Source organism: Pseudomonas sp. GL_135 (genome assembly GCF_057834665.1).
In genome coordinates, this window is the sequence record NZ_CM174408.1 from 1,397,589 (window position 1) to 1,420,932 (window position 23,344).

Sequence of the window (23,344 nt, forward strand, 5' to 3'; positions counted from 1 at the left end):
CCCACGCTCCGCGTGGTAACACCACCTCGGAGGCTCCGCGTCGCCTGTTCTGACGCAGAGCGTCAGGGGCTACATTCCCACGCAGAGCGTGGGAACGATCAATCACTTGCGTGCGCCAACTCAGTAATAGACGCCCGGCACGGTCAGATCCACCGGCTTGCCGCCCACCCACTTTTCATACAGCTCGGCATAGCGTCCCGAGCGCACTTGCTGGTTCACGAACAGGTTCAGGTAATGAATCAGCCCGTACTCGTTACGCTTCGCGGCAAGAGAAACATAGTCGATGGTATAGGGCGCGTTACCGGCAATCTTCAGGCCTTTGTACTTGCCGGATTTGATCGAGGCGGCGGCGACGGTGTTGGTCACCACCGACGCTTTGATGTGGCCCTGGGCGACGGCGAGGATGGTGTCGTTCTGGGTCTGGTACGCGCGGAAACTGCCGCTGCCCCATTTCTTCTGATCCTTCTCCAGCGCAATCGCCTCGAACGTGCCGCTGGTGTTGCCGACATCCTTGCCCTTGAGGTCGTCGTAGCTGTTGATGCCGGCGTCGTCGCGGGTCAGCACCACCATCTGGAACGCGAAATAGGGGATGGTCATGCCCACGGTTTTCGCCCGCTCCAGGGTGTCCGAGGTCGACGCCACGATCACGTCGGCGCGCCCTGAAACCAACGCAGGAATGCGGTCCGGAAACGGCGTTTCCACCACCTCGGCAGTCACGCCCAGCACCTTCGCCAGGTCGTTGCAGTAATCGACGTCAAATCCGACCGGGTTGTTCTTGTCGTCACGGGACCCCATCGGCGGGAAGTCCAGGGTCACCGCGCAGCGCAGCTTGCCCGAGTCGATGATGTCATCGAGCTTGTCGGCCAGCGCGGTGTTGATAAAAGAAGAGCTCATGACGGCGAAGAGGGCGACGGCGACAGCTTGGTTTTTCATAGAAGCCTCGGTGCGTGCAAAGTGAGAAACGGCCGGATAAGTAATTTCGTATACGATATTTAATATGCATGCAGCGTGCCTGTTTTGCCAGCATGCCGGGCAGGGCTCTGGATCAGCGGGCCGGGGGTTGGATGGGTGTTTCAGGAGCGCGGGGCGGTGTTACATAAAGGAGCAGGAATGCGCGGCGTGCTTCATTGATGCACGTTGCAGTGCGGTAGTCGCCACATTCCGCCGCACCGCGGTAAATCACCGGGACCGCGGTCACTGTAGGCCTGGCTTTAGCCGGGAAGACGTCAGTCGCCACACCCGAGATTTATGGTGTTCACACTGGCCTCTTCCCGGCTAAGGCCGGTCCCACAAAAAGCTCTGCGATCATCCAGGGAGGATGGCAGCGAATTCAAATGCGCTTTTGCGAACCCCGGTACTCACTCGGCGAAGCCCCGGTCAGTGCCTTGAACTGGCGACTGAACGCGCTGTGATCGGTGTACCCGCAGCGCAGGGCGATCTCGGTGATCGACAGGTCTTCCTGCAACAACCGTGAGGCCTCACCCAGCCGCGCTTTGTGAATCATCTGCCGTGGGGTCAGCTGGAAGATGCGTTTGCAGTGCCGCTCCAGCTGGGCAATGGACAGCCCGGCAATGGCCGTCAGTTGCTCAAGGGTGATGGGCCGCGCGAAGTGTTCGCGAATGTACGCGTCGACCTCGACCAGTTTTTGATATGCCGGGTGGGTCGTCTGCAGGATTTGCAGATCCCGGGAAATACCTGCCAGCCCGATGATTGCGCCCTGATGATCACGCAGTGCGATCTTGTGGGTCAGGCACCAGATCGGCTGATTGCCGTAATACAGGTGCAGCTCCAGCTGATCGCTGAGTTGCCTGCCATCGGCCAGCACACGGCGGTCCTGAGCGGTGTACAGCGGACCGAAGCGCGCGGGGAACACTTCCTCGGCGGTCAGCCCGACGATCTGGCTTTTCTCCTTGAAACCGCAGCGCTGCACCAGCGTCTGGTTGACCAGTGCGTAGCGCGCCTGGGCGTCTTTGACGAAGAACACCACCCCGGGAATGGTATCGAACAGCGGCGCGACCAACGCCAGGCTGGCAAGCAGTTGGTCGAGGTCGTGCAAGGGCGCTGTGGGGATGAGGTCAATCATGTTCGGGGGCGGGAGGGCCGGGCGGAAGATGGGATCGATCATGCGGGATGTTGGGTGCGTCGGCTAGTCGGGGGGCGACTGATCCGCCGTATCAATAAATCAGTCCTCTTGGAACAGCGCTCTGAGTGCCGATATCCTTGCAGACGAAGAAACTGTGGGAGCGAGCTTGCTCGCGAAGGGGCCGGGACATCCGCTGGATATTCCGCGTTCGAAACACCGTCTTTGTGAGCAAGGTGGAGCGCCACCCCGTTCACTCACGCAATTTGATAAATCAGGCGCTTTAAACAGGGGCACCCTCGTCCAGACACGCCAGCGTCGAAATCCGCGCCGGGCTGAAGGGCGGGCGCAACAACGGGGGTTCCCAGCCGAACAACGTCTGCGCCGCCGTTGCACAGACGCGCCCCTGACACGCGCCCATGCCGCAACGGGTGGCGAGTTTGGCCCCGGTCCAACTGCTATGTTCGGCAAGGTCCGCGTAACGCACGTCCTCACAGCGGCACACTATCGTTTCCGGCATCGCCAGGTGTTTCAGAGCAGGATTCAGGCGGAACGCCTTATTCAACCGATCCGCAAAACCCTGCCAGCGCTGCCGCTCAGCCCACAAGCCTCGCGCCTTGTCCCGTTCCCCCACCGCCACCAGCCCGGCAATTCGCCCTTCGACCAGCGCCAGTTCGCTGCCGCCGAAACCGGTGCATTCCCCCGCGGCGAAGTGATCGGCCAGACTGCTCGCCTGCCACTCATCCACCACGATGGCCTGATCCCGCACGGTGCAGCCCAGTGCCTGGGCGATCTCGATGTTGGGCACCAGACTGAAACCGCAGGCCAGACGCTCGCAGGCCAGCTCTTCAACGGTGTCGCCCACCAGAACGCGAACGCCTTCCAGGCGATCCGTGCCCAGCGCCGCCAGCACATGGGCCGAGGTTCGATAGGCGGCACTGGCCAGCGTGATCGCCTGAATCGCCTTGTTCGGCCAGCGCCACAACCCGGCGGCAAATCCGGCGACGGCGCTCAAGGGCGCCTGCTCGGCAACGCGCACGACTTCGGCGCCGTGCTTCTGCGCGGTCGCCGACGACGCCAGCAACAGCGGGCCGGTTCCGGCAATCACGATGCGTTCGTCTGTCACCTGCAAGCCGCCTTTTATCAGCGCCTGCAAACCGCCGGCGCCAGTGACCCCCGGCAGCGTCCAGCCGGGGAAGGGCAGCAGCCGCTCCCGCGCGCCGGTGCACAGAATCAGTGTGTCGTAACTCAATACCCAGCCGCGCTCGGCGTCTTCCAGCAGCAAGCGTTTCGCCCCGGCCAGCGCGACCACTTTGCAGCCGCTGTGCAGACGAATGTTGCTGAAACCCTGCAACTGCCCGCGCATATCCCGAGCCTGTTTCGGCACCTGAGCATGTGGGCCGTCGCGCCAGATCTGCCCGCCCGGCAGCGGGTTGTCGTCGAGCAGGACGATGCTCAGCCCGCGAGGCGCCGCAGCCAGGGCCGCCGCCATGCCCGCCGGACCTGCGCCGATGATCAGCAGATCGACATGCTCGGTCGTTGTCGCGGTCACGGCCACGGTCATGGTTGGGTCTCGACGCGCATGCCGTCGCGGCAGATCGTCTGGCAGGCCAATCGGCGCAGGCCGTCGATGCTCACCCGGCATTCCTGACAAATCCCCATGCCACACAAGGGCGCGCGGCGCTGGCCGCTGACCGATGTGCGGCTGCAGCGATCGCCGCTCGACATCAACGCGACGGCCACAGTGGTGCCTTGGACGAAGCGAAAGGGCTGACCATCAATGCTCAATTCAGGCATGGGCGCGGGCTCCGATAAAGCGTTGCGGCAGATACGGTTCAAGGTCGAGGGGCGGCCGAGTGCGCAGCATTTGCGCGGCCAGCAAGCGGGCGGTGCCGGTTGCGGTGGTGACGCCGAGGCCTTCGTGCCCGACCGCCAGCCACAGCCCGGGTTGATGCGGGTGCTCGCCGATCAGCGGCTGACCGTCGGGGCTGGCGGAGCGAAAGCCGGTCCAGCTGCGAAGGCCGTTCATCTCGCCCAGGCTTGGGAGGAAATCCATCGCCCGACGCAGCATCCGCCCGAGCATGGCCGCGTCGACCTCCGGGTTGTGGTTGTCGAACTGCCGCGATGAGCCGATGAACAATTGGCCAGTCGGGCGCTGCTGCACATTGAACGCCACCGACGGGCCGTTGCCCTTGTGGGCGCTGGTCACGTAGCCCAGTTCGACCAACGTGTGGGTGATCTGCGCGGGGTAACGGTCGGTGATCAGCAGGTGGCCTTTCTTCGCTTGCAGCGGTAAATCGGGACAGAGTTCGCGGGCGTAGATGCCGCTGGCCAGCACGACCGCCGGGGCTTGCAGCCATTCACCACTCGCCAGCCGAACACGGTTGCCCTGGACTTCCACGACTTCTGCCTGACGCTGAACCACCCGTGAAGACTGGCGCTGCAACAGCCAGCGCGCGGCATTGGGCGCGTACAGAATGCCGTCGCCACTGACTTTCAATGCGCCGAGCAGGCCGGATCGCAATGACGGTTCAACCCGTGCCAGTTCGGCGCCGGACAGCAACTCGCAGGCCAGACCGTATTCGTTCAGCGCCGCATGTTTGCGCTCGGCTTCTTCCATTTCTTCTTCATTACAAGCCAGCCACAGAGTGCCGTTGGTGCGTATCGCGCAGTCGTCGGGCATCTGCGAAGCCAGCTCGCGCCACGCCCTGACCGAATATTCCCCCAGCGCCAACTCGGCGGCACTGTGGTCCAGCACCACCAGGTGACCCATGCCCGCAGCGGTGGCGGCGGGGCGCTGACAGTCCAGCACCAGCACGTGCAGGCCCTGAGACGCCAGCTCGTCCGCACACGCCGCGCCGATGATGCCGCCGCCGATAACAATCACATCAGCGGCATGGCCTTGTAGGGTGGACGCGTCGGTCACGGGCGAATGCCCCAAGCGAAGGGGTCTTCGTCGTCCAGCAGCAAGGTGGCTTCGGCGCTGATGTAGGCGCGGCCACGGATGGTGGGCACGATGCGGTCGCCCGTTTGCCGCTCGCCGTGCTCCCACACAAAGCTGCCTTCGAACTGGCTGCCAATCACGCTGGCCTGCTGCCACAGGGTGCCGGGCTGAAGTTTGCCGTCCGCCGCCAGGCACGCCAGTTTGGCGCTGGTGCCGGTGCCGCAAGGCGAGCGGTCGTAGGCTTTGCCGGGGCAGAGGACGAAGTTGCGGCTGTCGGCGTGATCGTCGTCGGCGAACAGCTCGATGTGATCGATGACGCCGCCGTCTTCGCCGCGAATGCCCTGGCTTTCCAGCGCCTGACGGACCTTCCAGGTGTAATCGGTGAGGGCGTCGAGGTTATCGGCGGCGACGTTCAGGCCATGGTCGGCGATCAGGAAAAACCAGTTGCCGCCCCAGGCGATGTCGCCGGTCACGTTGCCGAGTTCAGGCACCTCGACGACGAAGTTCTTGCGATAGCGGTAGGAAGGGACGTTGTCGACGCTGACGGAGCAGTCTTCGTGCAGCGTGGCCTGAACCGTGCCGACCGGGGTTTCGATGCGATGCACGCCGGGGCCGATCTTGCCCAGATGCGCCAGTGAGACCACCAGCCCGATGGTGCCGTGGCCGCACATGCCCAGGTAGCCGCTGTTGTTGAAAAAAATCACCCCGGCGCACGCCTCCGGATCGACCGGCTCGCACAACAGCGCGCCGACCAGCACATCGCTGCCGCGGGGTTCGAGCACGGTCGCCGCCCGCCAGTCATCGAACTGCTCAGCCAGACGCTGACGCCGCTCGGCCATGCTGCCCCGCCCAAGATCGGGAAACCCGTCGAGCACCAGCCGAGTCGGCTCGCCGCCGGTATGAGAATCGAGGATCTGGATGCGTTTCATGTATTCCCCTGTCGGACTGAGTCTGGAACTGGCTACGACGATTGCTAGTGGGACCGCGTACACCCGATGGAACTGGCTACGACGATCCCTAGTAGGACCGGCTTCAGCCGGGAAGACGTCGGTGGCGACATCCGAGATTTATGGTGTTCACACTGGCCTCTTCCCGGCTAAAGCCAGTCCCACTATTGGACCGCGTACACCCGATGTAACTGGCTACGACGATCCCTGGTAGGACCGGCTTCAGCCGGGAAGGCGTCGGTCGTCCCGCTGCAAGATTTGTGGTGTTCACACTGGCCTCTTCCCCGCTAAAGCCAGTCCCACTAAAAGCGCTGCGTACACCCGCTTTAACTGACTACGACAATCTCTAGTGGGACCGGCTCCAGCCGGGAAGGCGTCGGTCGCCACGCTGCAAATTCTGTGGTGCCAGTGCTGGCCTCTTCCCGGCTAAAGCCAGTCCTACGAAGAGCATTGCGAACACCCCGATGTCACTGGCGACGACTATCCCTGTGGGACCGGCTTCAGCCGGGAAGACGTCGGTCGCCACGCTGCAAATTCTGTGGTGCCAGCGCTGGCCTCTTCCCGGCTAAAGCCAGTCCCACTATTGGACCGCGTACACCCCGACGTCACTGGCGACGACTATCCCTGTGGGACCGGCTTCAGCCGGGAAGGCGTCGGTCGCCACACCCGAGACTTATGGTGATCACACTGGCCTCTTCCCGGCTAAAGCCAGTCCTACGAAGAGCACTGCGTACACCCCGATGTCACTGGCGACGACTATCCCTGTGGGACCGGCTTCAGCCGGGAAGGCGTCGGTCGCCACGCTGCAAATTCTGTGGTGCCAGTGCTGGCCTCTTCCCGGCTAGAGCCAGTCCTACGAAGAGCATTGCGTACACCCCGATGTCACTGGCGACGACTATCCCTGTGGGACCGGCTTCAGCCGAGAAGGCGTCGGTCGCCACGCTGCAAATTCTGTGGTGCCAGTGCTGGCCTCTTCCCGGCTAAAGCCAGTCCCACTAAAAGCACTGCGTACACCCCGATGTCACTGGCGACGACTATCCCTGTGGGACCGGCTTCAGCCGGGAAGGCGTCGGTCCCCACGCTGCAAATTCTGTGGTGCCAATGCTGGCCTCTTCCCGGCTAAAGCCAGTCCTACGAAGAGCACTGCGTACACCCCGACGTCACTGGCTACCACGGTCCCTGTGGGACCGGCTTCAGCCGGGAAGACGTCGGCCGTCGCACCCGAGATTCATGGCGTTCACACTGACCTCCTCCCGGCTAAAGCCGGTCCTACAGATCGCGGCGCGGAGCAACTTCACTATTGAGGCAAGAGTGCCGCGAACGACGTCCAGGGTCTTGACCGATTTCACCCTTCTCTATGACGAAATCGGCACAGGGACCTGTCGCTCAAATCTCGCTGAGCACGGCGTGGGGCAGGTGGGCGTAGAGGGTTCGGCAGACGCCGATGATGTGGTGTTCGATCAGTTCGGCGGCTTTGTCCACGTCACGATCGGCACAGGCCTTGAGGATCTCGCGATGTTCCAGGTCGGCGCGCTCCTTGCCTTCGTCGAAACTCATCTGCACCCGCAGGTAGCGTTCGACCTTGTCGTGGATCGAGCGAATCATGTTCAGCAAAAACGGCCGCTGCGCCGCTTCATACAAACAGGTGTGAAACGCCCAGTTCAGCTCGGCCCAGCGCCCGATGTCGTCGTCGCGCATGAACTCGTCACAGATGGCCCGGGCCCGATCCAACTGGGCAGCGGTCATGCGCGGCACGGCGAGGCGGATGGCTTGCACTTCCAGCAGCACCCGCACTTCAAAGATCTGCGCCAGTTCCGGCTCGGAAATCCGCGTGACCACGGCGCCCTTGTTGCGCTGGAACTGCACCAGCCCCTCGGCTTCCAGTCGCTTGAGCGCCTCACGCACGGGGATCTTGCTGACGTTGAACACGCGGGCGATGTCGTCCTGACGAATCGGCTCGTCCTCGGCGAACTGGCCGGAGATGATCGACTCGCGCAGGTATTTGGAAATTACCTCGGACGCGGAGGGCGCGACACCGAGGTTGGGGGCGTCAGGAAGAAGGAAAGGCACGCGAATGACTCAGCAGTAGGGGCGGCGAATATTGTATACGACGTCCGATTTGTTACGCGCTGTGTCTTTTCACTCCGCCGGCGAAACGATCAATGGTTGGCGGTGTAAGACAACATCATCGACAGCTGGCACATCGGCCGTCCGCTCTCGGCATGCCATTGGTTGAACGCCGCCTGCACCGCCGCCTGATCGCGCTGGCTGCTGGGCACGCGGTCGACAATCTTCTGCGCGTTGAGCGCAGCGACCACATCATGGCTGGGGATGAAGGTGTCCTTGCCGACCATGCGCAAAAAGCGCGGCGACGACAGTCCGCCCATCTGATTGCCGTGTTTGAACAGGTAACGCCACAGCCCGACGATATCGGTCACTGGCCATTCCGCGATGAAATTGCCGAAGCTGCCGTGTTCGTGGGCGATGTCGAGGATCAACTGCGCGTTGCGCGGCACGCTCTTGAGCTTGCCGAGGTGACGGATGATCCGCGCGTCCTGCATCAGGCGTTCAAGGTGATCGCCGCCCATCAGCGTGACCTTTTCCGGATCGAAGCCGAAGAAGGCCTGCTCGAAGGCCGGCCATTTGGCGTCCACCAGGCTGTGCTTGAGGCCGGCACGAAATACCCGCAGGGCCATGGTCGACAGGTAACGGTCGTCGCTGAGGGCTTTCAGTTTTTTCGGCGTGGCGGGGGTGGGCAGATGCGCCTCGAGGGCGGCGACGGAACCAAAGCGGTTGAGACAGTACTCATGGAGCCATTTGTAGTCTTGCATGCCCTCTCCAAAACAAAATTCATGTGCGCGATCGCTGGTTTAGCGCATTCCGAGTACAGACCCGGCGCCCCGGCAAGGGGGCTCTGTGTTTGACCCGGTTTGAGCGAGGGGTTCCAGCAATCGTGCGCGAGCAACGCCTTGGGCGATTAGCCCTTGGACGGGTCGAGCAACAGCGCGGTTTTCGCCAGCCGCTGACCCAGCGAACGGCACAGGGTGGTTTCGTGCTCATCCAGCGCGCGCTTGCCATCGGCACCGGCGTGATGACTGGCGCCATACGGCGTGCCGCCGCCACGGGTTTCGATCAACGCCGCTTCGCTGTAGGGCAGGCCGCTGATCAGCATGCCGTGGTGCAGCAGGGGCAGCAGCATCGACAACAACGTGGTTTCCTGGCCGCCGTGCAGGCTCGCGGTGGAGGTGAACACGCTGGCCGGTTTGCCCACCAGTGCGCCGGTCAGCCACAGGTTGCTGGTGCCGTCGAGGAAGTACTTCAGCGGCGCGGCCATGTTGCCGAAGCGGGTCGGGCTGCCCAAAGCGAGGCCCGCGCAGTTTTTCAGGTCATCCAGAGTGGCGTACAGGGCGCCGGCGTCCGGAATGCTCGGTGCAACCGCTTCGCAATCGGTAGACACCGCTGGCACTGTGCGCAGACGCGCTTCCATGCCGGTCATCTCCACTCCACGGGCGATCTGCCGCGCCATCTCTGCAGTCGCGCCGTTACGGCTGTAAAACAGAATCAGAATGTAGGGCGCGCTCATGGCAGGATCTCCAGAATGTTTTCCGGCGGACGGCCAATCACGGCCTTGTCGCCGACGACGAGAATCGGGCGTTCGATCAACTTGGGATGGGCCGCCATGGCGGCGATCAGTTGTTCGTCGCTCAGGCTGGTATCAGCGAGGTTCAGGGTTTTGTACTCGTCTTCACCTTTGCGCAGCAGCGCGCGGGCGCCGATGCCGAGCTTGCCCAGCAGGTCGCGCAGTTGTGCGGCGTCGGGCGGGGTCTCGAGGTAATGAATGATGGTCGGCGTCAGGCCGCGGGCTTCAAGCAATTCCAGCGTGCCACGGGATTTGGTGCAACGCGGGTTGTGATAAAGCGTGAGATCGGTCATTTGCGGGTCGCATCTTGCCTGAGGTGGCGGCTATTCTACCTGCGTCACGGTAACGACCGGTAACACGCGGCGAGCGATGCACCATCGGCGTAGCGTGCATCTGGAAAAAAAGAGCACCTAGAAGGAAACAGCATCATGGCAAGGCGATTGGCAGCGGCGGCAGCACTGATTGGAAGTCTGTTGCTCAGCGGGTGCGGCGTGGACCTCGGCACCGACCAGAATGGCGAGAAAGTCGCCAGCAGCCGCGTCGACAAGCACTGGCTGGTGGTCAATTACTGGGCCGAATGGTGCGGCCCGTGCCGGACCGAAATCCCCGAACTGAACACCCTGTCCGAGCAGGTCAAAGGGCAGAACGTCAGCGTGTTCGGCGTCAATTTCGACAACCTCCAGGGTGAAGACCTGAAGAGCGCCAGCAAGGCGCTGGGCATCACCTTCACCGTACTGGCACAAGACCCGGCCGAACAATACGACCTGCCGAAAAGCGAAGCCCTGCCGGTGACCTACATCATCGACGACAAAGGCAAAGTGCGTGAGCAGTTGATGGGCGAACAGACTGCGGCGGGCGTGATGCAGAAGTTGGCGGAGTTGAAAGGGAAGGGCTGAAGCAGATCATTGGGCAGTCAGCGTAGATGTTAAACGGCACTGCTCGCTGATCAACGCTCATCGGCCAGCAGTGCCCAGCGCTCGTGATCGCACCAGACCCCGGCGATCTGCAGGTATTTCGGGGAGAACCCCTCTTTCCGAAATCCGAGACGTTTGACCAGCGCGATTGAACGCACATTTTCAGGTTGAATATTGGCCTCGAGACGGTGAAGACCCAACTCTTCAAAGGCATACCTCGTCGTCAGTTCCACCGCCTGTGACATCCTTCCCGTCCCGGCAAACGAGACCATGCCCCAGTAGCTGAGATACGCGTTCTGAAATCCTTTATAGAAAATCTGGCTTAGGTTGGTCACTCCAACGATCTGCCCCGATTCTCTATCGCGAGCCACGAGCCCAACGCTGGCGCTTGTGGTTTGGGCTGAGTACCACTCCTCGAATCCTGCAGTGGTTGTGAAGGGCTGTACCCAGCGGCCGTGGTGGTCCCGGCTTTCCTGATTTGCGTGGAGAAGCTCGTCGAGATCGGTGCGTGTCACGCGGGCGAGTTTAACGTTGGACATTTCCATAATATCTGTTCGTTTCCTACTTTCCTGATCGCTTCTCTGGCTCACCGACGCCCATTCCCAACAGCCTGTGTCCGGCGAACCTTGTGATTTCATGATGAAGACGAAACCGCACTGAGTCCAATCAGGCTGCGGAGTTGGTGTCCGCAAGCGGGCTATAGCAGGCTGTCACGAGCGTCCGCTATCGACCCTAAGCGGTCAGTCAACCGTTTAGCCCACTTAGTCGTCATCAAGTAATCCATCCTTAATTTGCTTATCAATGTGTCTTACCGTTTCGTCAATCAGAACAATTAAAGCACTCACATCGCCCATAAGAATTTTCAAAGGTTTGTTCGTTGTGTCTTTGCCATTTCTGTGAATAATATCGTGGCGATTATCTATCGCTTTTTTAAGTTCCGGCAGGCGGTCACTAGGGAAAGTTGTTGCAAGCACAGAGTTGTACAGCGCTGGGATGCGAGACAAGTTGTGAAAGCTCATTTTGTCGATTTCAGAAGTGATCGTCTCATTTATTGAGGTCGTTTTTTCATATATTTCAGAAAGTGTAAATTTTTCTTTTTTGAAGAAGTCATGATTTTTTATGAATCGCTTCTTAATAGCCTCCCTAGTTAATACCTGTTTTTTCAACGTATCAGAAAGATAAGTTTCCATAGCTGTTATAGTTGCGGCGTATAGAAGTCTCGCTAATGTTTCATTCTGAGGCGCAAGATTCATTAAACTTTGGATATCTATTAACGAACCAGAAAACACTTCATAGAATCGCGTAAAGTCTCGATGGTACTCAATCAGGTCATCAAACGCCTCAGTCCACCCCCCTTCAACCAATTCTGTTACGTCCAAGATGCAATATGTATTTTCCGGCGTTATTTCTAGGAGCGCAACTGCATAACCTTCCTCAGTTCTACAAGGAAAATCAAAATCTCCACATGTTGGATGGTTTGTGAAGTATAAATCGACACCCATCATGAATTGCAAAAGTTTTCGTAACTCTTTATCGAAATTGCCCAGTTCAACGTTCGTAATGCTTCGCCCATTTTCTTTTATTATTCGTAAGCAGATGAGCCATTGCTTTATAGTGGAATTTTTGACTGCATCATAAAATGGCTCTACTCTGCTTGGAGCAAGCTCTAACATCTCATCTAGGTCAGACATCAGCTGAAAGTGCTGTTCTTTGAACTCTTGTTCTAATGCTGCATAGTTGTAGCCTGCTAGATCCAGCCTTCTGCGGAGGGTCTCTATTGGCATTTTGTACTTATAGGTGCTTATGATTGCGTCAGGAGGTAAGTGAGATTCATGCTCAAGCTCATGTACTCCGAAATTTTCAATTACGCGTTCGGATTTACGAAAATACCATTCGTGAAAGTAATTTTGAGTCTCAAGAATCGCCATCCCGTCGAGCGAGATACCAGACCAACTTGACATTAGCGCCTCGAATATTCAGCAAAAATACTATTTAGGGGTCAAGCAAGCAGTTCGTCAAGCAACTCCTCCTCGTTGGGCAATCGACCGCGTCTGACGATGGCAGTAACCGTATCAGTGGCAAGGCCCCAAGCTTCTATCCAGTCTGAAACTCCGGATTGAATTTAGCGCCATGGGCTTTCTTGCTACGCAGATTGTAAGCCCGTCTCACTCGACTGTGATATTCACGTCGGTCTGTTCCAATGGAATTCAGATGCGCCATGTAAAGTGCCATCCGGAACGACACTTCTATAGTGACTAACGGGAAAATAGATTCAAGAGCAGTCCAAATGTGTAGCATTGATTGCGCTCGTGATGACAGCTTAGGCGCCCCGATCATTGCGGACTATAGTGCGAGCAAAGAGGGAGTCCTCGCCGTAATACGCGACAATTCCTCAGCGAATTTTCCAGCCTCATATAATGACTTAACTGACACACTGCGCTTGTCATTAATCGTCTGACAGTCGAAAGACAGCTCTAAAGCCCAAACTTCAACAACATCTTGATCTGATTTAAACCCGGTCCGCAATCAATCAGGGAGCTTATCTAGGCCCAATCCGCTATCACGGGTATTGATTCCGGAATATGAATTTATCGAGTGCGTGGATATGAGGGGTGAAAGAAATGGTGACATTCCATCCTTATATAAAGCAATCTGTATAGCTCGAAATTTCCGTTGCGCTTCCTCCATTAATTCTACATCTGAGATACAAATCCAAGTCTGCAATGGCCGAGAATATATCTACTGCTTGGTAAGGCAGATGCAGTTTGTGTTTCGTAGCCAGAGTGGCGAGATCGAAGGTCGATGTTCTCCACTTTCGTGTCGACAAAGTGACGTGACCAGTATTAATTTCAGACTCTTCAAAGCCAGGCACCAAGAATAGCATAGGAAAATAGTAAGATTTTTTCTCTGCCATGACTAATCAGGTAATTTAAGCCACATCTATTTTTGCAAAGTGGTGTCCGAGATTACCGCGATAGTCCTGTTTCATGAATACACAAAAAGCGCATATCGTTGCAGATTTACGATAAGCGAGCATCGTGAGCGTATGCATCTTGCCAAAGGTGGCTCCTGATGGTCGTGGGCTCTCAGACGAATCCTATCGATTCCGACCGGCCGCTATGGGTCGGAAGCAGCCGGTCGTGGCTGACCGCTTTCGACCCAAAGCAGACCTCCGCAGCGGCCTGCTCTCGGACCACAGTAAACATCCTGGCTTAGATGCTCTCAACCGATACCCCCGCTCTTGCAACCAGCGTACCCTTCGGTCATCCCGAATGACCGAGGTTAATAGCAGATGACCGAACAGCTTTGCATAGTTTTTATTCCGACGCTTTCGGCGGCTTTGAAACGCGCGGAGGCAGACAAAGGCTCTCCACTTTCAGAGTCCGAGGTACTTGAGATCCGTGATCATGCGACGTGTGTTGCAGTTCCATTCGACGTCGCCCTACAGATGGAGAGCGAACGTGGCAACCGGGTTTTAGTTGCCGAGGACTGCTGGAATGAGTGGCAGCGCTTACGTCTCTCATTGGCAACGTAATCCCGCTTACCCGCCCCGATCCTTGGTCATACAATCCAGATTTCACTTGCCCATTGATGCCGAAACGATGGGCTGCCTCTGGCCGAAAGCGACTAATCCCATCAGACAGCAGTCGGCCAGAAGAAGACACTCAACGCCCTGACTGATCACGCAGCGCATCCAGAAGCAAACGAAAAGCCGGTTTGTGTTGGCGCCGGCTTGGGTAGTAGAGGTGATACCCGGTGACGGTGCCAGTCCAGTCCTCCATCAGCCGCACCAGGCGACCTTGTGCCAGATCCTGCTCGACCAGATGCTCCGGGAAGTAGCCCAGTCCGGCACCCGCCCTGACAAAATCACGCATGAGCCAGATGTTGTTACTCACCAGATGCCCGTCGGCGCGTACTTTGATTTCTCTCCCGTTTTTTGCGAAAGGCCACGCCCACAACCCTCCCGAGGTCGGCTGACGCAGGTTGATACAGGCGTGCTCGGTCAAATCCTGTGGCGTCAGGGGTTTAGCACGGTGTTCCAGATAGGCGGGGGCGGCCACTAGTGCCAGGCGAAAATCCCGGCCGATGGGCATGCTGATCATGTCCTGAGCCAGCTGCGCCCCCAGGCGGATACCGGCATCTAACCGCTCTGCAACGATATCGACCAAGGCGTAGCTGTCGTTGATTTCGACCTTGATGCCCGGATAGTCGGTCATCAATTGCAGCGCAGCCGGGGCAAGGACCAGATGAGTTGCGTGTTCCATGGAGGTGATGCGCAAGTTACCCGCCGGCGTGCCGCTGAGTTCGCTCAGCTCGTTGAGCCCTGACTCGATCCCGTCAAAATGCGGCCCGATGCTGTCGATCAGGCGCGCGCCGGCTTCGGTCGGCGCGACGCTTCGGGTACTGCGGGTCAGCAATTGCGCACCCAGGCGCGATTCCAGTTTGGTGATGGTGCGGCTCAGCGCAGGCTGGGACACGCCAAGCTGCGCCGCCGCTTTGGTGAAACTGCCTTCCCGGGCGACCCGCAGGAGGGCCAGGAGGTCGGTGACGTTGTCGCGCACGATTGATGCTCTGCGGTTATAGGTCCATTCCAACCATACCATCTAATCATTTGTAGCCATGATGGCTAGAGTGTCGCATTCGCTTTGCGGCGCTTTCAGGAATCATCTTTTCCATGAGTAAACAAACATTCGATGTGATCATTTTTGGCGCCACGGGCTACACCGGTCGGCTGGTCGCTGAATACTTATTCACTCAATACGGCGTCGACGGCCCTGTTAAATGGGCCATCGCCGGTCGCAGCCTGAGCAAGCTGGAAGCCATTCGGGACCGTTGGGCAAACGCCGCAGCGCTGCCGCTGATCGTGGCCGATGCCCAAGACCGGGCGTCCGTGCGCGACATGGTTGCCGCGACCCGGGTCGTGATCACCACCGCAGGACCGTTTTCGGTCTATGGCTCGGACCTAGTGGCCGCCTGCGCCGAGTTGGGGACGGACTACGTTGACCTCTCAGGGGAGATCCCCTGGATTGCCCGGATGATCGGCAGCCATCAGGCCCAAGCTCAGGCATCGGGCGCGCGACTGGTGTTCTCCTGTGGTTTCGATTCGGTGCCGTTCGACCTCGGCGTATGGTTCACCCAGCAGCAGGTCATGAAGAAGTTCGCTCGCTACGCGCCTCGGATCAGGGGCCGCGTGCGCAGCATGCAAGGCGTGCTGTCCGGTGGCACGTTCCTGAGTGTCGATGCTGTGGTGGCAGCGGCAGCGCAGGATCCTGCTCTCGGTGAACTGGTGGCCGATCCCTTTGCCTACACACCAGGATTCAAAGGCGTCGAGCAACCTGATGACCAGACCCCCTACAGGGATGAACTGGCTCAGACCTGGGTCGGGCCTTTCATCATGTCGGGCATCAATTCCAAGGCGGTGCATCGCACAAACTTGCTGGAAGGGCACCTGTGGGGCACGTCGTTTCAGTACGACGAAATGCTGATGCTCAAGGCACAACCGAGCGAAGACGATGAGCCTGGCCTGGCGGGCTTCTCTTTTAACGAGGGCGGTCATCCGCAACCGGGGCAAGGGCCGACGCAGAAGGAGCTTGAGGCAGGCTTTTATGATGTGCTGTTCATCGCTGAACTGGCAGACGGTCAGGTGCTCAAGGCATCCGTGAGTTGCGACGAGGATCCGGGCTACCTGTCGACATCCAAGATGTTGGCCGAGTCAGCGATGGCGTTGGCGTTCGATGTGACACGTGAGGAGACCCCGGGCGGTTGCTGGACGCCCGCGGCGGCGTTGAATGAGGCGTTGATCAAGCGCCTGACTGAAAAAGCCGGACTGAGGTTTACCGTCGAGGGTTGATTCGATGGGCCGCTAAAAAGGCTGAATGTCTTTGACGTTCAGCTTTCAGAGTCTTTAGCTCTCTCAACAATTAGCCTAGTCAACAAAAGGTGTCCCATGAATGTGCCAAACCGCATGAACTACATCGAGATCACCGAACCTGGTGGCCCCGACGTATTAAAGATAATGCAGGCTGATGTCCCAACGCCGGGTGAGCACGAGTTGCTGATCCGGGTTCACGCCGCCGGCATCAATCGTCCTGATGTCATACAGCGTTCGGGCAAATACCCGATGAAACCCGGCATGACCCCAGTGCCCGGGCTGGAAGTGGCCGGTGAGGTCGTTGGGGTTGGCGCAAAGGTGGCCGACTTCAAGCTGGGCGACAAGGTGTGTGCGCTGACCAATGGCGGCGGTTACGCCGAATACTGCGTTGTGGCGGCCACCCAATCATTACCGGTCCCCGACGGCGTCGACATGATCCAGGCTGCGGCCATTCCGGAAACCTTCTTCACCGTGTGGGCCAATCTTTTCGAGCTGGGCCGTGCCCGAGAGGGCTGCACCGTGTTGATCCATGGCGGCACCAGCGGCATCGGCACGACCGCGCTGATGCTGTGCAAGGCCCTGGGGATCAAGGCATTCGCAACGGCTGGCAGCCAGGAAAAGTGCGACCGAATCCGCGCGCTGGGTGGCGAAGCGATCAATTACCGCGAGGTGGACTTCGCTCAAGAGATCGCCCGGCTAACCCACGAGAAGGGCGTGGACGTGATTCTCGACATCATGGGCGGGAGCTATTTCGAGAACAACGTGGCGTCACTTGCACGACGCGGTCGACTGGTCATTATCGGTTTTCTGGGCGGCAGCTCTGTCAAGGACTTCAACCTGCTGGCGTTGATGGAAAAGCAAGGCTCGGTGACCGGGTCGATGATGCGTTCGCGCAGCGCGGAGGAAAAAGCCGAGATTGCTCGCGCCATACGGGCCAATGTCTGGCCGTTGCTCAGCCAAGGCGAATGCCTGCCGATCATTGACCGTGTTTTCCCTCTCGCCGACGCCGCACAAGCGCATCAGCGAATGGAACAGGGCGACCATGTCGGCAAAATCGTGCTGAAGGTGTTGTGAATTGAAACGCCCGGCGCGTGTCAGTGACTGCCCGCCGGGCGCTGTTCATGTTTGTTTGAGGGGCCGCGGGTGTGGGTGGCGAGCGGCTGCTTCTGACCGGTTTAAGCCGCTTTGGGGCGGAGACAGCCGGTCGTGGCTGACCGCTTTCAACCTATTCTGTTGAAAAAGTCGTACATGGTTTTCACGGCAGCAAAGTACGCGCCTGAGATTGAAGTCTTGAATCACCGCGTAGATGTTCAGATCCGGATTTCACGTAGCAGCGTGCTAAACGGGCGTCTTCATCGATCGGTCCGCTGGCGGTTTGAGAAACCGACTATTTTCAACAGAATAGACCCGAAGCTGCCCCGCACGGAGAGCAGGAATAGGCCGGAGCTGTCTGACGCTGCGCTCCCCTGCGACACTTACGCTCGCTCCATACAGCACCATTGTCTCGCGTACGTGAGTTGTACCTAAGGTGCTCGTGCTGGTACCCCTCAGCTATCTTTCGCCCTTTGCCAGCCTAGTAACTGGCGGAAAGTCAATTCACGACCATAATTGCCATCACAAAGCCTTCACCGCCGTTCAAGCGTTCAAGGAAAAAATATGATTTCCAAGCTCGTTTCGACCTGCCTCATCTGCTTGTCCCTCTCAGGATGCAACTACTTAACGTATTACAAAGAACTGGAAGCTGATAAGCGTCTTGCTATTGTTACCGAAAAGCAAGAGTTCAATGGGACGACGGCATACACAAGAAAAATTACCTGCTCCGAACCCAGTCCCGATGCTCTAACAGCTCTTGCCGCAAGTCTTAGCGGGGAAACTAAAGCCGGGGTTAACGTGGCAGCCGCTTATTCTGAGAACGCTGCAAGTATAGGGTTAAGAACTCAATCAATTCAATTGTTGCGCGATCAGCTTTACAGTATCTGTCAAGCATATGCTAATGAAGGTCTTTCTTCTTATAGCTACCAAACATTGCTCGCAAAGAACCAACAAAATACAATCGCATTAATGGCTATCGAGCAATTAACCGGCGTCATAAAGTCTCCCAATGTAAAGATCACGACACGCGCAGAGTCTTACGCCTCAGGCTTAGTTACCAAACAAAATAAAGTTACCGAAATGGAGGCTGAGCTGGCTGATCAGGACGACAAAAAGTCAGAGAAATCTCAAGAGCTGACAAAAACAATTTATGCGCTTAAGAAAGACCTCAAAGATGCCCAGCGAAGCCAGTCCAACGCTAGCGGCGACGTACACGTTGAGCAAGCAGAAATACCCGAGTCCGTGGGGCAAACTCAGACGAACATTACAACCATCACTGATGCAATTCTGAAACTCGTAGCAACCACAAATGCCAGCCTTGAAAATGTAAACTCTATGTTTGTTTGCACGGACATCCTTCAAACTTCCGGTTTTAGAGGAAAGTCACAAAATGCAGCTAAAGATATGTATACACCATTAGAAAAAGCATGTGAGGACTACGTCAATCAACGGCTGAAAACGGAAATATCTCGCTTAGAGATTGAAGCCAAGGTCTACGCCACGGCGAACCCAACAAAAGTATTAGCTAAACCGGACGAGTTTACTAAAGCGATTGAAGCAGTAACTACGCCAGCCAGAACAACATCCGAGGATAAATAATTTTACGGCCTCAATCGCTATGGGACTATCAAATTCAGCGATGACCATGTGATGATTTCTTTCACCGTCCGCTTCTGGCCGATTGCTACCTGTAGAGAGGGGCTGCTATGGGTCGGAGGTGGTCGTTAACGGGCGGCGGCAACCAACTCGCAGCGGTCTTTAGACCGTTTCCTAAATGGGAGTTTGGCCTGCCGCCAGATCATTCTGGGCGGCGGCCCTTGCTGCGCGCAGTCTCTGCCGCTTACGCTGGACCCAACTGGCCGAGCATCCAGCATACAGCTGCGAAGCTATGGACAGGATCGCCTATAGGAGTCGCCGTGGAACACTTCGTACCATTCGTGATTGAAACCTGTGAGATGGAAGGTTCGTCGAACAACAAGGGCTACCCTCTGGTCCCGGATTTAGAACGACCTTTTCACTCTTTCAGAATCCAGGACCCATTCGGACTGAGAAATGCCGTCGTACCCGTGTTTCGGCGAGACGTTACGGGAAGCATCTATGGGCTGGGCACCGCGTTCAACATCAATGAATTTGGCACCTTCCTCACCGCCCATCATGTCATCGACTTTATCGACTACGATAAAAACAGCAGCCCGATCCTTTTCCTGGGCATGCACGCCTTGGTATATGGCAAAGCCATCATTCCTCCCGCCTGTTTTGTGCCTACCACAGGCGCTCATTTTCCTACTATGGATTCCGAAAACCCCTTCGGCTTTTTGTTAGGGAAGCCGGAGCGCAAAGTCGCCATGGACCTCGCGGTAATGCAGGCTTCCCCACTTGGCCCGGGCGTTCGCGCCCCCCAAACGTTGAAGGTGCGCGTAAACAACTGGAAGCCCAAGGTAGGTGAGTTGGTCCTCGCTATTGGGTACCCCGAGCTGAACCTTTCCGAGTTGAACGAGGACTCGCAGCGGATGCTCCTTTCAGAAGGGATGTACGGCACGTATGGCAAAATTCTTGAGGTGTTTCCTAATGGCGTAGGCACCTCCACCCCTAGCCCAGTTTTTGTCGTTGACTCCGATTGGCCCCCCGGCATGAGCGGAGGTCCCGTTTTCAACCAAGCAGGAGAAGTCGTTGGTATCGTCAGCCGCTCGGTCCGAGCCGAACAAGACCTCCCTGGCCGTGGGTTCGCGGTAGATCTGGGTAGAAGCCACGAAATCCAGGTGTTTGCACCTAGCCTTGATGAGCCCGGCTGGCAGGTGTGTTGGGGCGTGTTTCTTGAAGTGGGGAGCGATCCGGTTAGCGTATACGCCAACGAACAGGACGCCACTTTAGCGGGTGATACTCTGGCCCAACCCTTCAGCATCATAAAAATTGCGCACAAAATCGGCTCTAAAAATTATATAGGGGCATAAACAGCAGCTGTTATTCGGGGATTAAGCACAGGGCCTTTAGTGTAGGGCCCTTTGGCGTTTTAGAGCGCCTCTCATGCGCAGCAAAGCTGGAAGATATGCGCTAGAGGAAGCGTAAGCCTAGCTAATCAAGACTGCTTGATAGGCCCAAGTACCTACAGCGCAACATCATTGAGCGCATGTACGGCTGACTGAAAGAGGCCGCAGGATCGTGACTCGCTTCGACAAGCTCGCTAAGAGCTATGCCCGCCATGGTCTCGCTGGCTTGTTCCATGCGGTGTTTGCTACATTTTTTTCATACAGAGCCTAGGTGTACTCTCGCCAGGATATGTTGTTTGCATTGACGCATGTGCTGACGGTGAACACGCAACGTGCTGGCCAGTGACCCAGTCTGAACGCTGCACTCACGTCAGAGTGAGATGTGTGGAGGTGTGGTTTGCGAATCCATTTCAGGCCGTTTGATCTCTGTGGTGCGGGACAGCTTTGGGTCGATCAGCGACGGCCTGAGGTCAACCGTCGCTATGCATAGTCAAACCTCGGTCTGTCCCGCCATTTCCAAGGCATCATCGACCTCGATCCCCAAATATCGAACGGTGCTCTCCAGCTTTGTTTGGCCGAGCAGCAGTTGAACGCCCTTAGCGCGGGCGCTACCGGTGCAAGAAGGACTTCATCTTGTTGCCATACAAAAATATTGTGGCGTACTCGGTGCAGACTTCCGGGACGTTTGATCTGGATTCGGAGCTGGAGTTTTATTTTTCGTCGTTGGGGAAAGTGAAGTTTGAATTCACCGGGAAGACTTCGATTGTTGAAATCTCGCGGTTGATTTCCAAGCAGCTGCTGGGCTGATCGGCGGGCAAAAAAAGACCTTAGAGTGCCAAGGTCATATTTTCTGCCTACACGATTCAACTGGTGCACTGTGGGAGCGGGCTTGCTCGCGAAGAGGCCCGCCCCCACACCATCAAGCCACAGGACTTTTGATTGCTAGTTTGGCGCTGCATTCATCCATATTGTGCTTTGGAAGCTTCGAGGAAGCCAAAAGTTCATCTAAACAACGCTGCGCTAAATTATTAGATATATCTAACTCCTCAGCGATTAATTTGTGAATTGATTTTGGCCATTGTGCAACAGGTCCAGAAGGAGAAGCTTTATGCACTGAAGCAAGCATGGCAGGAGTCACAGTCACTCTAACCCACTCCCTCAAAAGCTCCCTCTCTTTCTCAATCCTGCCATAAATCTCAAGAACCTTAACGGCCGATGTAACGTCAGACACCTCATATTCTATTTGGCAGAAACTCAACAACCATCTGAAAAAAGCAACACTATAAGACGACTTGTTATTTGCATCCGCATGAAACATATAAAGCAACCTCATTAGGCCACACAAGCGTCCAGCCAACATCAGTGTCCTGCGCGCCACAACCTCAGAAGGCTTTCTTTTATGTATCGCTATACACGCCTGCTGTATCATTTCAAACTCATGATAAAGTGCCTGCAGAGCACTGCCACTGCCCAACTCTAAAAACTTACCCTGATTCAAGTTAAAAAATAGATACTTATTAATAATTTCGAACCGTGACGCCAAGTCTTTAGTAATATCTTTTAAAGCCACTTCATCTTCAGAATCGAGCGCGCTCAGAAGCGCAACTCTTAAATCATAGAATCTTATTGAGTAATCATTTATCCTGCGCTGCGCATCACTAGTATATAAAAGATACAATACTGACTGCTGACGCTCAGATGCTATTTTTCCGACGAATATAGCTACGACCGACAAGCCAAGAAGTACATCTAGGGAGGCGACTACGCGACCAAACCCAATGGGTGAAATATCCCCATACCCCAACGAAGTCGCCGTCACAAGAGAAAAGTAAACAGCGCCTGAATAACTTATTTCCTTCACATTTAATGTTTGGCAGTCCGGACCGAAGCAATAGTATGCGGCAGATACAGCCAGCACAATCATGGCAAAAGCGAACAAGTCAAAGTAAGAGGCTCTTTCCACTACGCGACCAAAAAAAGTAGTATGAGCACTTTTCTGGTGCGGACTCTCTAGCGCTGTAAAGTCAATCGAAGGTTTCAGCTCTTTTAAATTTTTCAATTACAACCTCATTGACGATTGAAATTTTTGTCTCAATTTCTCAGATCTCAACTTCGTGCCAAGCCTCGCCATTCGATGGCGAAGGTAAGACGAATGCATACAAATAATCCAGCTCAACAAAATATATTAATTTTCTTCGGCGCTGTTAAATCGAGCGCGCTCAAACTGCCACGATAATTTCGGTTGCGAGTGAATTTTCTTATGATCGCCACATTTGGAAAATTGCCGAGAACGCCCAGCCGATTCAAAAGTCACCACAAAGAAAATCAATGGCGTACTGACCTCGGCCCAAAGCATTGACATTTTCTCGATGGCGTCGCTTAATTTCTTCCTAGTTCTATAGGACACAAAGTTCGAAAATGCAGCGCTTTCACGTGCTTTCAGCAGCTTTTCAATTTCGTTGCCTTTGTCGTTATGAGATTGCACCCACTCCCACTCGACGTTGGACAGGAGGGGCTGGTCGGGGTATTTCAAAACAGCATCGGTGCGCCCGCCTTGTTCGAGGTAGGAATGTGTACCGAGCAGCTTGGCGCATTGGCGTATAACCACCCCGATATCGATGGTACAACCGGCGCGGTTGGTAAGATCATTGTCGATGTTTACCGGGAAGTCCTGATAGCAAATGCAATTGAAGGGAGTGATGAAATCGCGCTCGATACGCTTCATTTTCGCATCCTGGAGAAATTAACGAGCTGTTTGCGAGTAGCAAAGAGCCACCACCTTAAAGTAATCCGTAGCGGCTGACACCTGACTCTGTCGATTTACAGAGGAAATACTGCAAAAGCGGGTTACATTTTTCACGCATTCCA

Annotated in this window: 21 protein-coding genes and 2 pseudogenes; 8 read left to right on the forward strand and 15 right to left on the reverse strand. The window is 56.6% G+C overall.

Features of this window, described 5'->3' with window-relative positions; translation table 11 throughout:
• Positions 1 to 120: 120 nt before the first annotated feature.
• The 10 genes from AC3ISG_RS06330 to arsC form a co-directional block, all read right to left on the reverse strand.
• The gene (locus AC3ISG_RS06330; RefSeq protein ID WP_122535737.1) at positions 121 to 933 is read right to left on the reverse strand and encodes an ABC transporter substrate-binding protein; all 813 of its coding nucleotides are present in this window, start codon (positions 931 to 933) and stop codon (positions 121 to 123) included.
• A gap of 397 nt (positions 934 to 1,330) precedes the next feature.
• On the reverse strand, positions 1,331 to 2,083 hold the full coding sequence (locus AC3ISG_RS06335; RefSeq protein WP_122622249.1) for an AraC family transcriptional regulator: 753 nt from the start codon (positions 2,081 to 2,083) through the stop codon (positions 1,331 to 1,333).
• Between the two features lie 280 nt (positions 2,084 to 2,363).
• Entirely contained in the window at positions 2,364 to 3,644 is a 1,281-nt protein-coding gene (locus AC3ISG_RS06340; protein WP_489298763.1) for an FAD-dependent oxidoreductase, read from the reverse strand.
• Complete coding sequence (locus tag AC3ISG_RS06345) at positions 3,641 to 3,877, reverse strand: (2Fe-2S)-binding protein (protein ID WP_489298764.1); 237 nt, start codon at positions 3,875 to 3,877, stop codon at positions 3,641 to 3,643. The genes AC3ISG_RS06340 and AC3ISG_RS06345 overlap by 4 nt, the downstream gene beginning before the upstream one ends.
• Positions 3,870 to 5,006, reverse strand: coding sequence for an NAD(P)/FAD-dependent oxidoreductase (locus tag AC3ISG_RS06350; RefSeq protein WP_489298765.1), 1,137 nt, complete (start codon positions 5,004 to 5,006; stop codon positions 3,870 to 3,872). Before AC3ISG_RS06350 ends, AC3ISG_RS06345 begins: the two co-directional genes overlap by 8 nt.
• Positions 5,003 to 5,953, reverse strand: coding sequence for a 4-hydroxyproline epimerase (locus AC3ISG_RS06355; RefSeq protein WP_489298766.1), 951 nt, complete (start codon positions 5,951 to 5,953; stop codon positions 5,003 to 5,005). The genes AC3ISG_RS06350 and AC3ISG_RS06355 overlap by 4 nt, the downstream gene beginning before the upstream one ends.
• 1,404 nt (positions 5,954 to 7,357) lie before the next feature.
• Positions 7,358 to 8,041, reverse strand: a complete 684-nt coding sequence (locus tag AC3ISG_RS06360; protein ID WP_122622244.1) for a GntR family transcriptional regulator — start codon at positions 8,039 to 8,041, stop codon at positions 7,358 to 7,360.
• Positions 8,042 to 8,130: 89 nt separating this feature from the next.
• Positions 8,131 to 8,802, reverse strand: coding sequence for a DNA-3-methyladenine glycosylase I (locus AC3ISG_RS06365; RefSeq protein WP_108120502.1), 672 nt, complete (start codon positions 8,800 to 8,802; stop codon positions 8,131 to 8,133).
• A 146-nt stretch (positions 8,803 to 8,948) separates the two neighbouring features.
• Entirely contained in the window at positions 8,949 to 9,554 is a 606-nt protein-coding gene (gene wrbA / locus AC3ISG_RS06370; RefSeq protein ID WP_489298767.1) for an NAD(P)H:quinone oxidoreductase, read from the reverse strand.
• On the reverse strand, positions 9,551 to 9,904 hold the full coding sequence (gene arsC / locus AC3ISG_RS06375) for an arsenate reductase (glutaredoxin) (protein WP_489298768.1): 354 nt from the start codon (positions 9,902 to 9,904) through the stop codon (positions 9,551 to 9,553). The genes wrbA and arsC overlap by 4 nt, the downstream gene beginning before the upstream one ends.
• A 135-nt stretch (positions 9,905 to 10,039) precedes the next feature.
• Here arsC and AC3ISG_RS06380 point away from each other — a divergent pair, with 135 nt between their 5' ends.
• Positions 10,040 to 10,507, forward strand: a complete 468-nt coding sequence (locus tag AC3ISG_RS06380) for a TlpA family protein disulfide reductase (RefSeq protein WP_122622240.1) — start codon at positions 10,040 to 10,042, stop codon at positions 10,505 to 10,507.
• Positions 10,508 to 10,557: 50 nt separating this feature from the next.
• On the opposite strand, the gene AC3ISG_RS06385 is transcribed toward AC3ISG_RS06380, so the two are convergent.
• Together AC3ISG_RS06385 and AC3ISG_RS06390 are read right to left on the reverse strand one after the other, a co-directional pair.
• Complete coding sequence (locus AC3ISG_RS06385; protein ID WP_489298769.1) at positions 10,558 to 11,070, reverse strand: GNAT family N-acetyltransferase; 513 nt, start codon at positions 11,068 to 11,070, stop codon at positions 10,558 to 10,560.
• Between the two features lie 216 nt (positions 11,071 to 11,286).
• Positions 11,287 to 12,486 carry a HEPN/Toprim-associated domain-containing protein gene (locus tag AC3ISG_RS06390; RefSeq protein WP_489298770.1) on the reverse strand — a complete coding sequence of 400 codons (1,200 nt, stop codon included), beginning with the start codon at positions 12,484 to 12,486 and terminating at the stop codon, positions 11,287 to 11,289.
• 1,331 nt (positions 12,487 to 13,817) lie between these two features.
• Here AC3ISG_RS06390 and AC3ISG_RS06395 point away from each other — a divergent pair.
• Positions 13,818 to 14,060, forward strand: a complete 243-nt coding sequence (locus AC3ISG_RS06395) for a hypothetical protein (protein ID WP_489298771.1) — start codon at positions 13,818 to 13,820, stop codon at positions 14,058 to 14,060.
• 130 nt (positions 14,061 to 14,190) lie between these two features.
• Here AC3ISG_RS06395 and AC3ISG_RS06400 read toward each other — a convergent pair whose 3' ends face one another.
• Positions 14,191 to 15,090, reverse strand: coding sequence for a LysR family transcriptional regulator (locus AC3ISG_RS06400; protein WP_489299460.1), 900 nt, complete (start codon positions 15,088 to 15,090; stop codon positions 14,191 to 14,193).
• A gap of 110 nt (positions 15,091 to 15,200) precedes the next feature.
• On the opposite strand from AC3ISG_RS06400, the gene AC3ISG_RS06405 reads away from it, so the two are divergent.
• The 6 genes and pseudogenes from AC3ISG_RS06405 to AC3ISG_RS06430 all read left to right on the forward strand — a co-directional run.
• Positions 15,201 to 16,376 (forward strand): saccharopine dehydrogenase family protein, encoded by a 1,176-nt coding sequence (locus AC3ISG_RS06405; protein ID WP_489298772.1) that lies wholly within the window; start codon positions 15,201 to 15,203, stop codon positions 16,374 to 16,376.
• Positions 16,377 to 16,472: 96 nt separating this feature from the next.
• Entirely contained in the window at positions 16,473 to 17,471 is a 999-nt protein-coding gene (locus AC3ISG_RS06410) for an NAD(P)H-quinone oxidoreductase (RefSeq protein WP_489298773.1), read from the forward strand.
• Between the two features lie 582 nt (positions 17,472 to 18,053).
• On the forward strand, positions 18,054 to 19,088 hold the full coding sequence (locus tag AC3ISG_RS06415) for a hypothetical protein (RefSeq protein WP_489298774.1): 1,035 nt from the start codon (positions 18,054 to 18,056) through the stop codon (positions 19,086 to 19,088).
• A 317-nt stretch (positions 19,089 to 19,405) separates the two neighbouring features.
• Positions 19,406 to 20,440, forward strand: coding sequence for a S1 family peptidase (locus AC3ISG_RS06420; RefSeq protein WP_489298775.1), 1,035 nt, complete (start codon positions 19,406 to 19,408; stop codon positions 20,438 to 20,440).
• A gap of 128 nt (positions 20,441 to 20,568) precedes the next feature.
• Positions 20,569 to 20,781, forward strand: a pseudogene (locus AC3ISG_RS06425) (hypothetical protein); the annotation flags it as partial.
• Between the two features lie 313 nt (positions 20,782 to 21,094).
• Positions 21,095 to 21,283 (forward strand): annotated as a pseudogene (locus tag AC3ISG_RS06430) (PH domain-containing protein); the annotation flags it as partial.
• A 112-nt stretch (positions 21,284 to 21,395) separates the two neighbouring features.
• Here the strand turns inward: AC3ISG_RS06430 and AC3ISG_RS06435 are convergent.
• Both AC3ISG_RS06435 and AC3ISG_RS06440 read right to left on the reverse strand, forming a co-directional pair.
• Positions 21,396 to 22,535, reverse strand: a complete 1,140-nt coding sequence (locus AC3ISG_RS06435) for a potassium channel family protein (protein ID WP_489298776.1) — start codon at positions 22,533 to 22,535, stop codon at positions 21,396 to 21,398.
• Between the two features lie 126 nt (positions 22,536 to 22,661).
• The gene (locus AC3ISG_RS06440; RefSeq protein WP_489298777.1) at positions 22,662 to 23,201 is read right to left on the reverse strand and encodes a hypothetical protein; all 540 of its coding nucleotides are present in this window, start codon (positions 23,199 to 23,201) and stop codon (positions 22,662 to 22,664) included.
• Positions 23,202 to 23,344 lie beyond the last annotated feature (143 nt).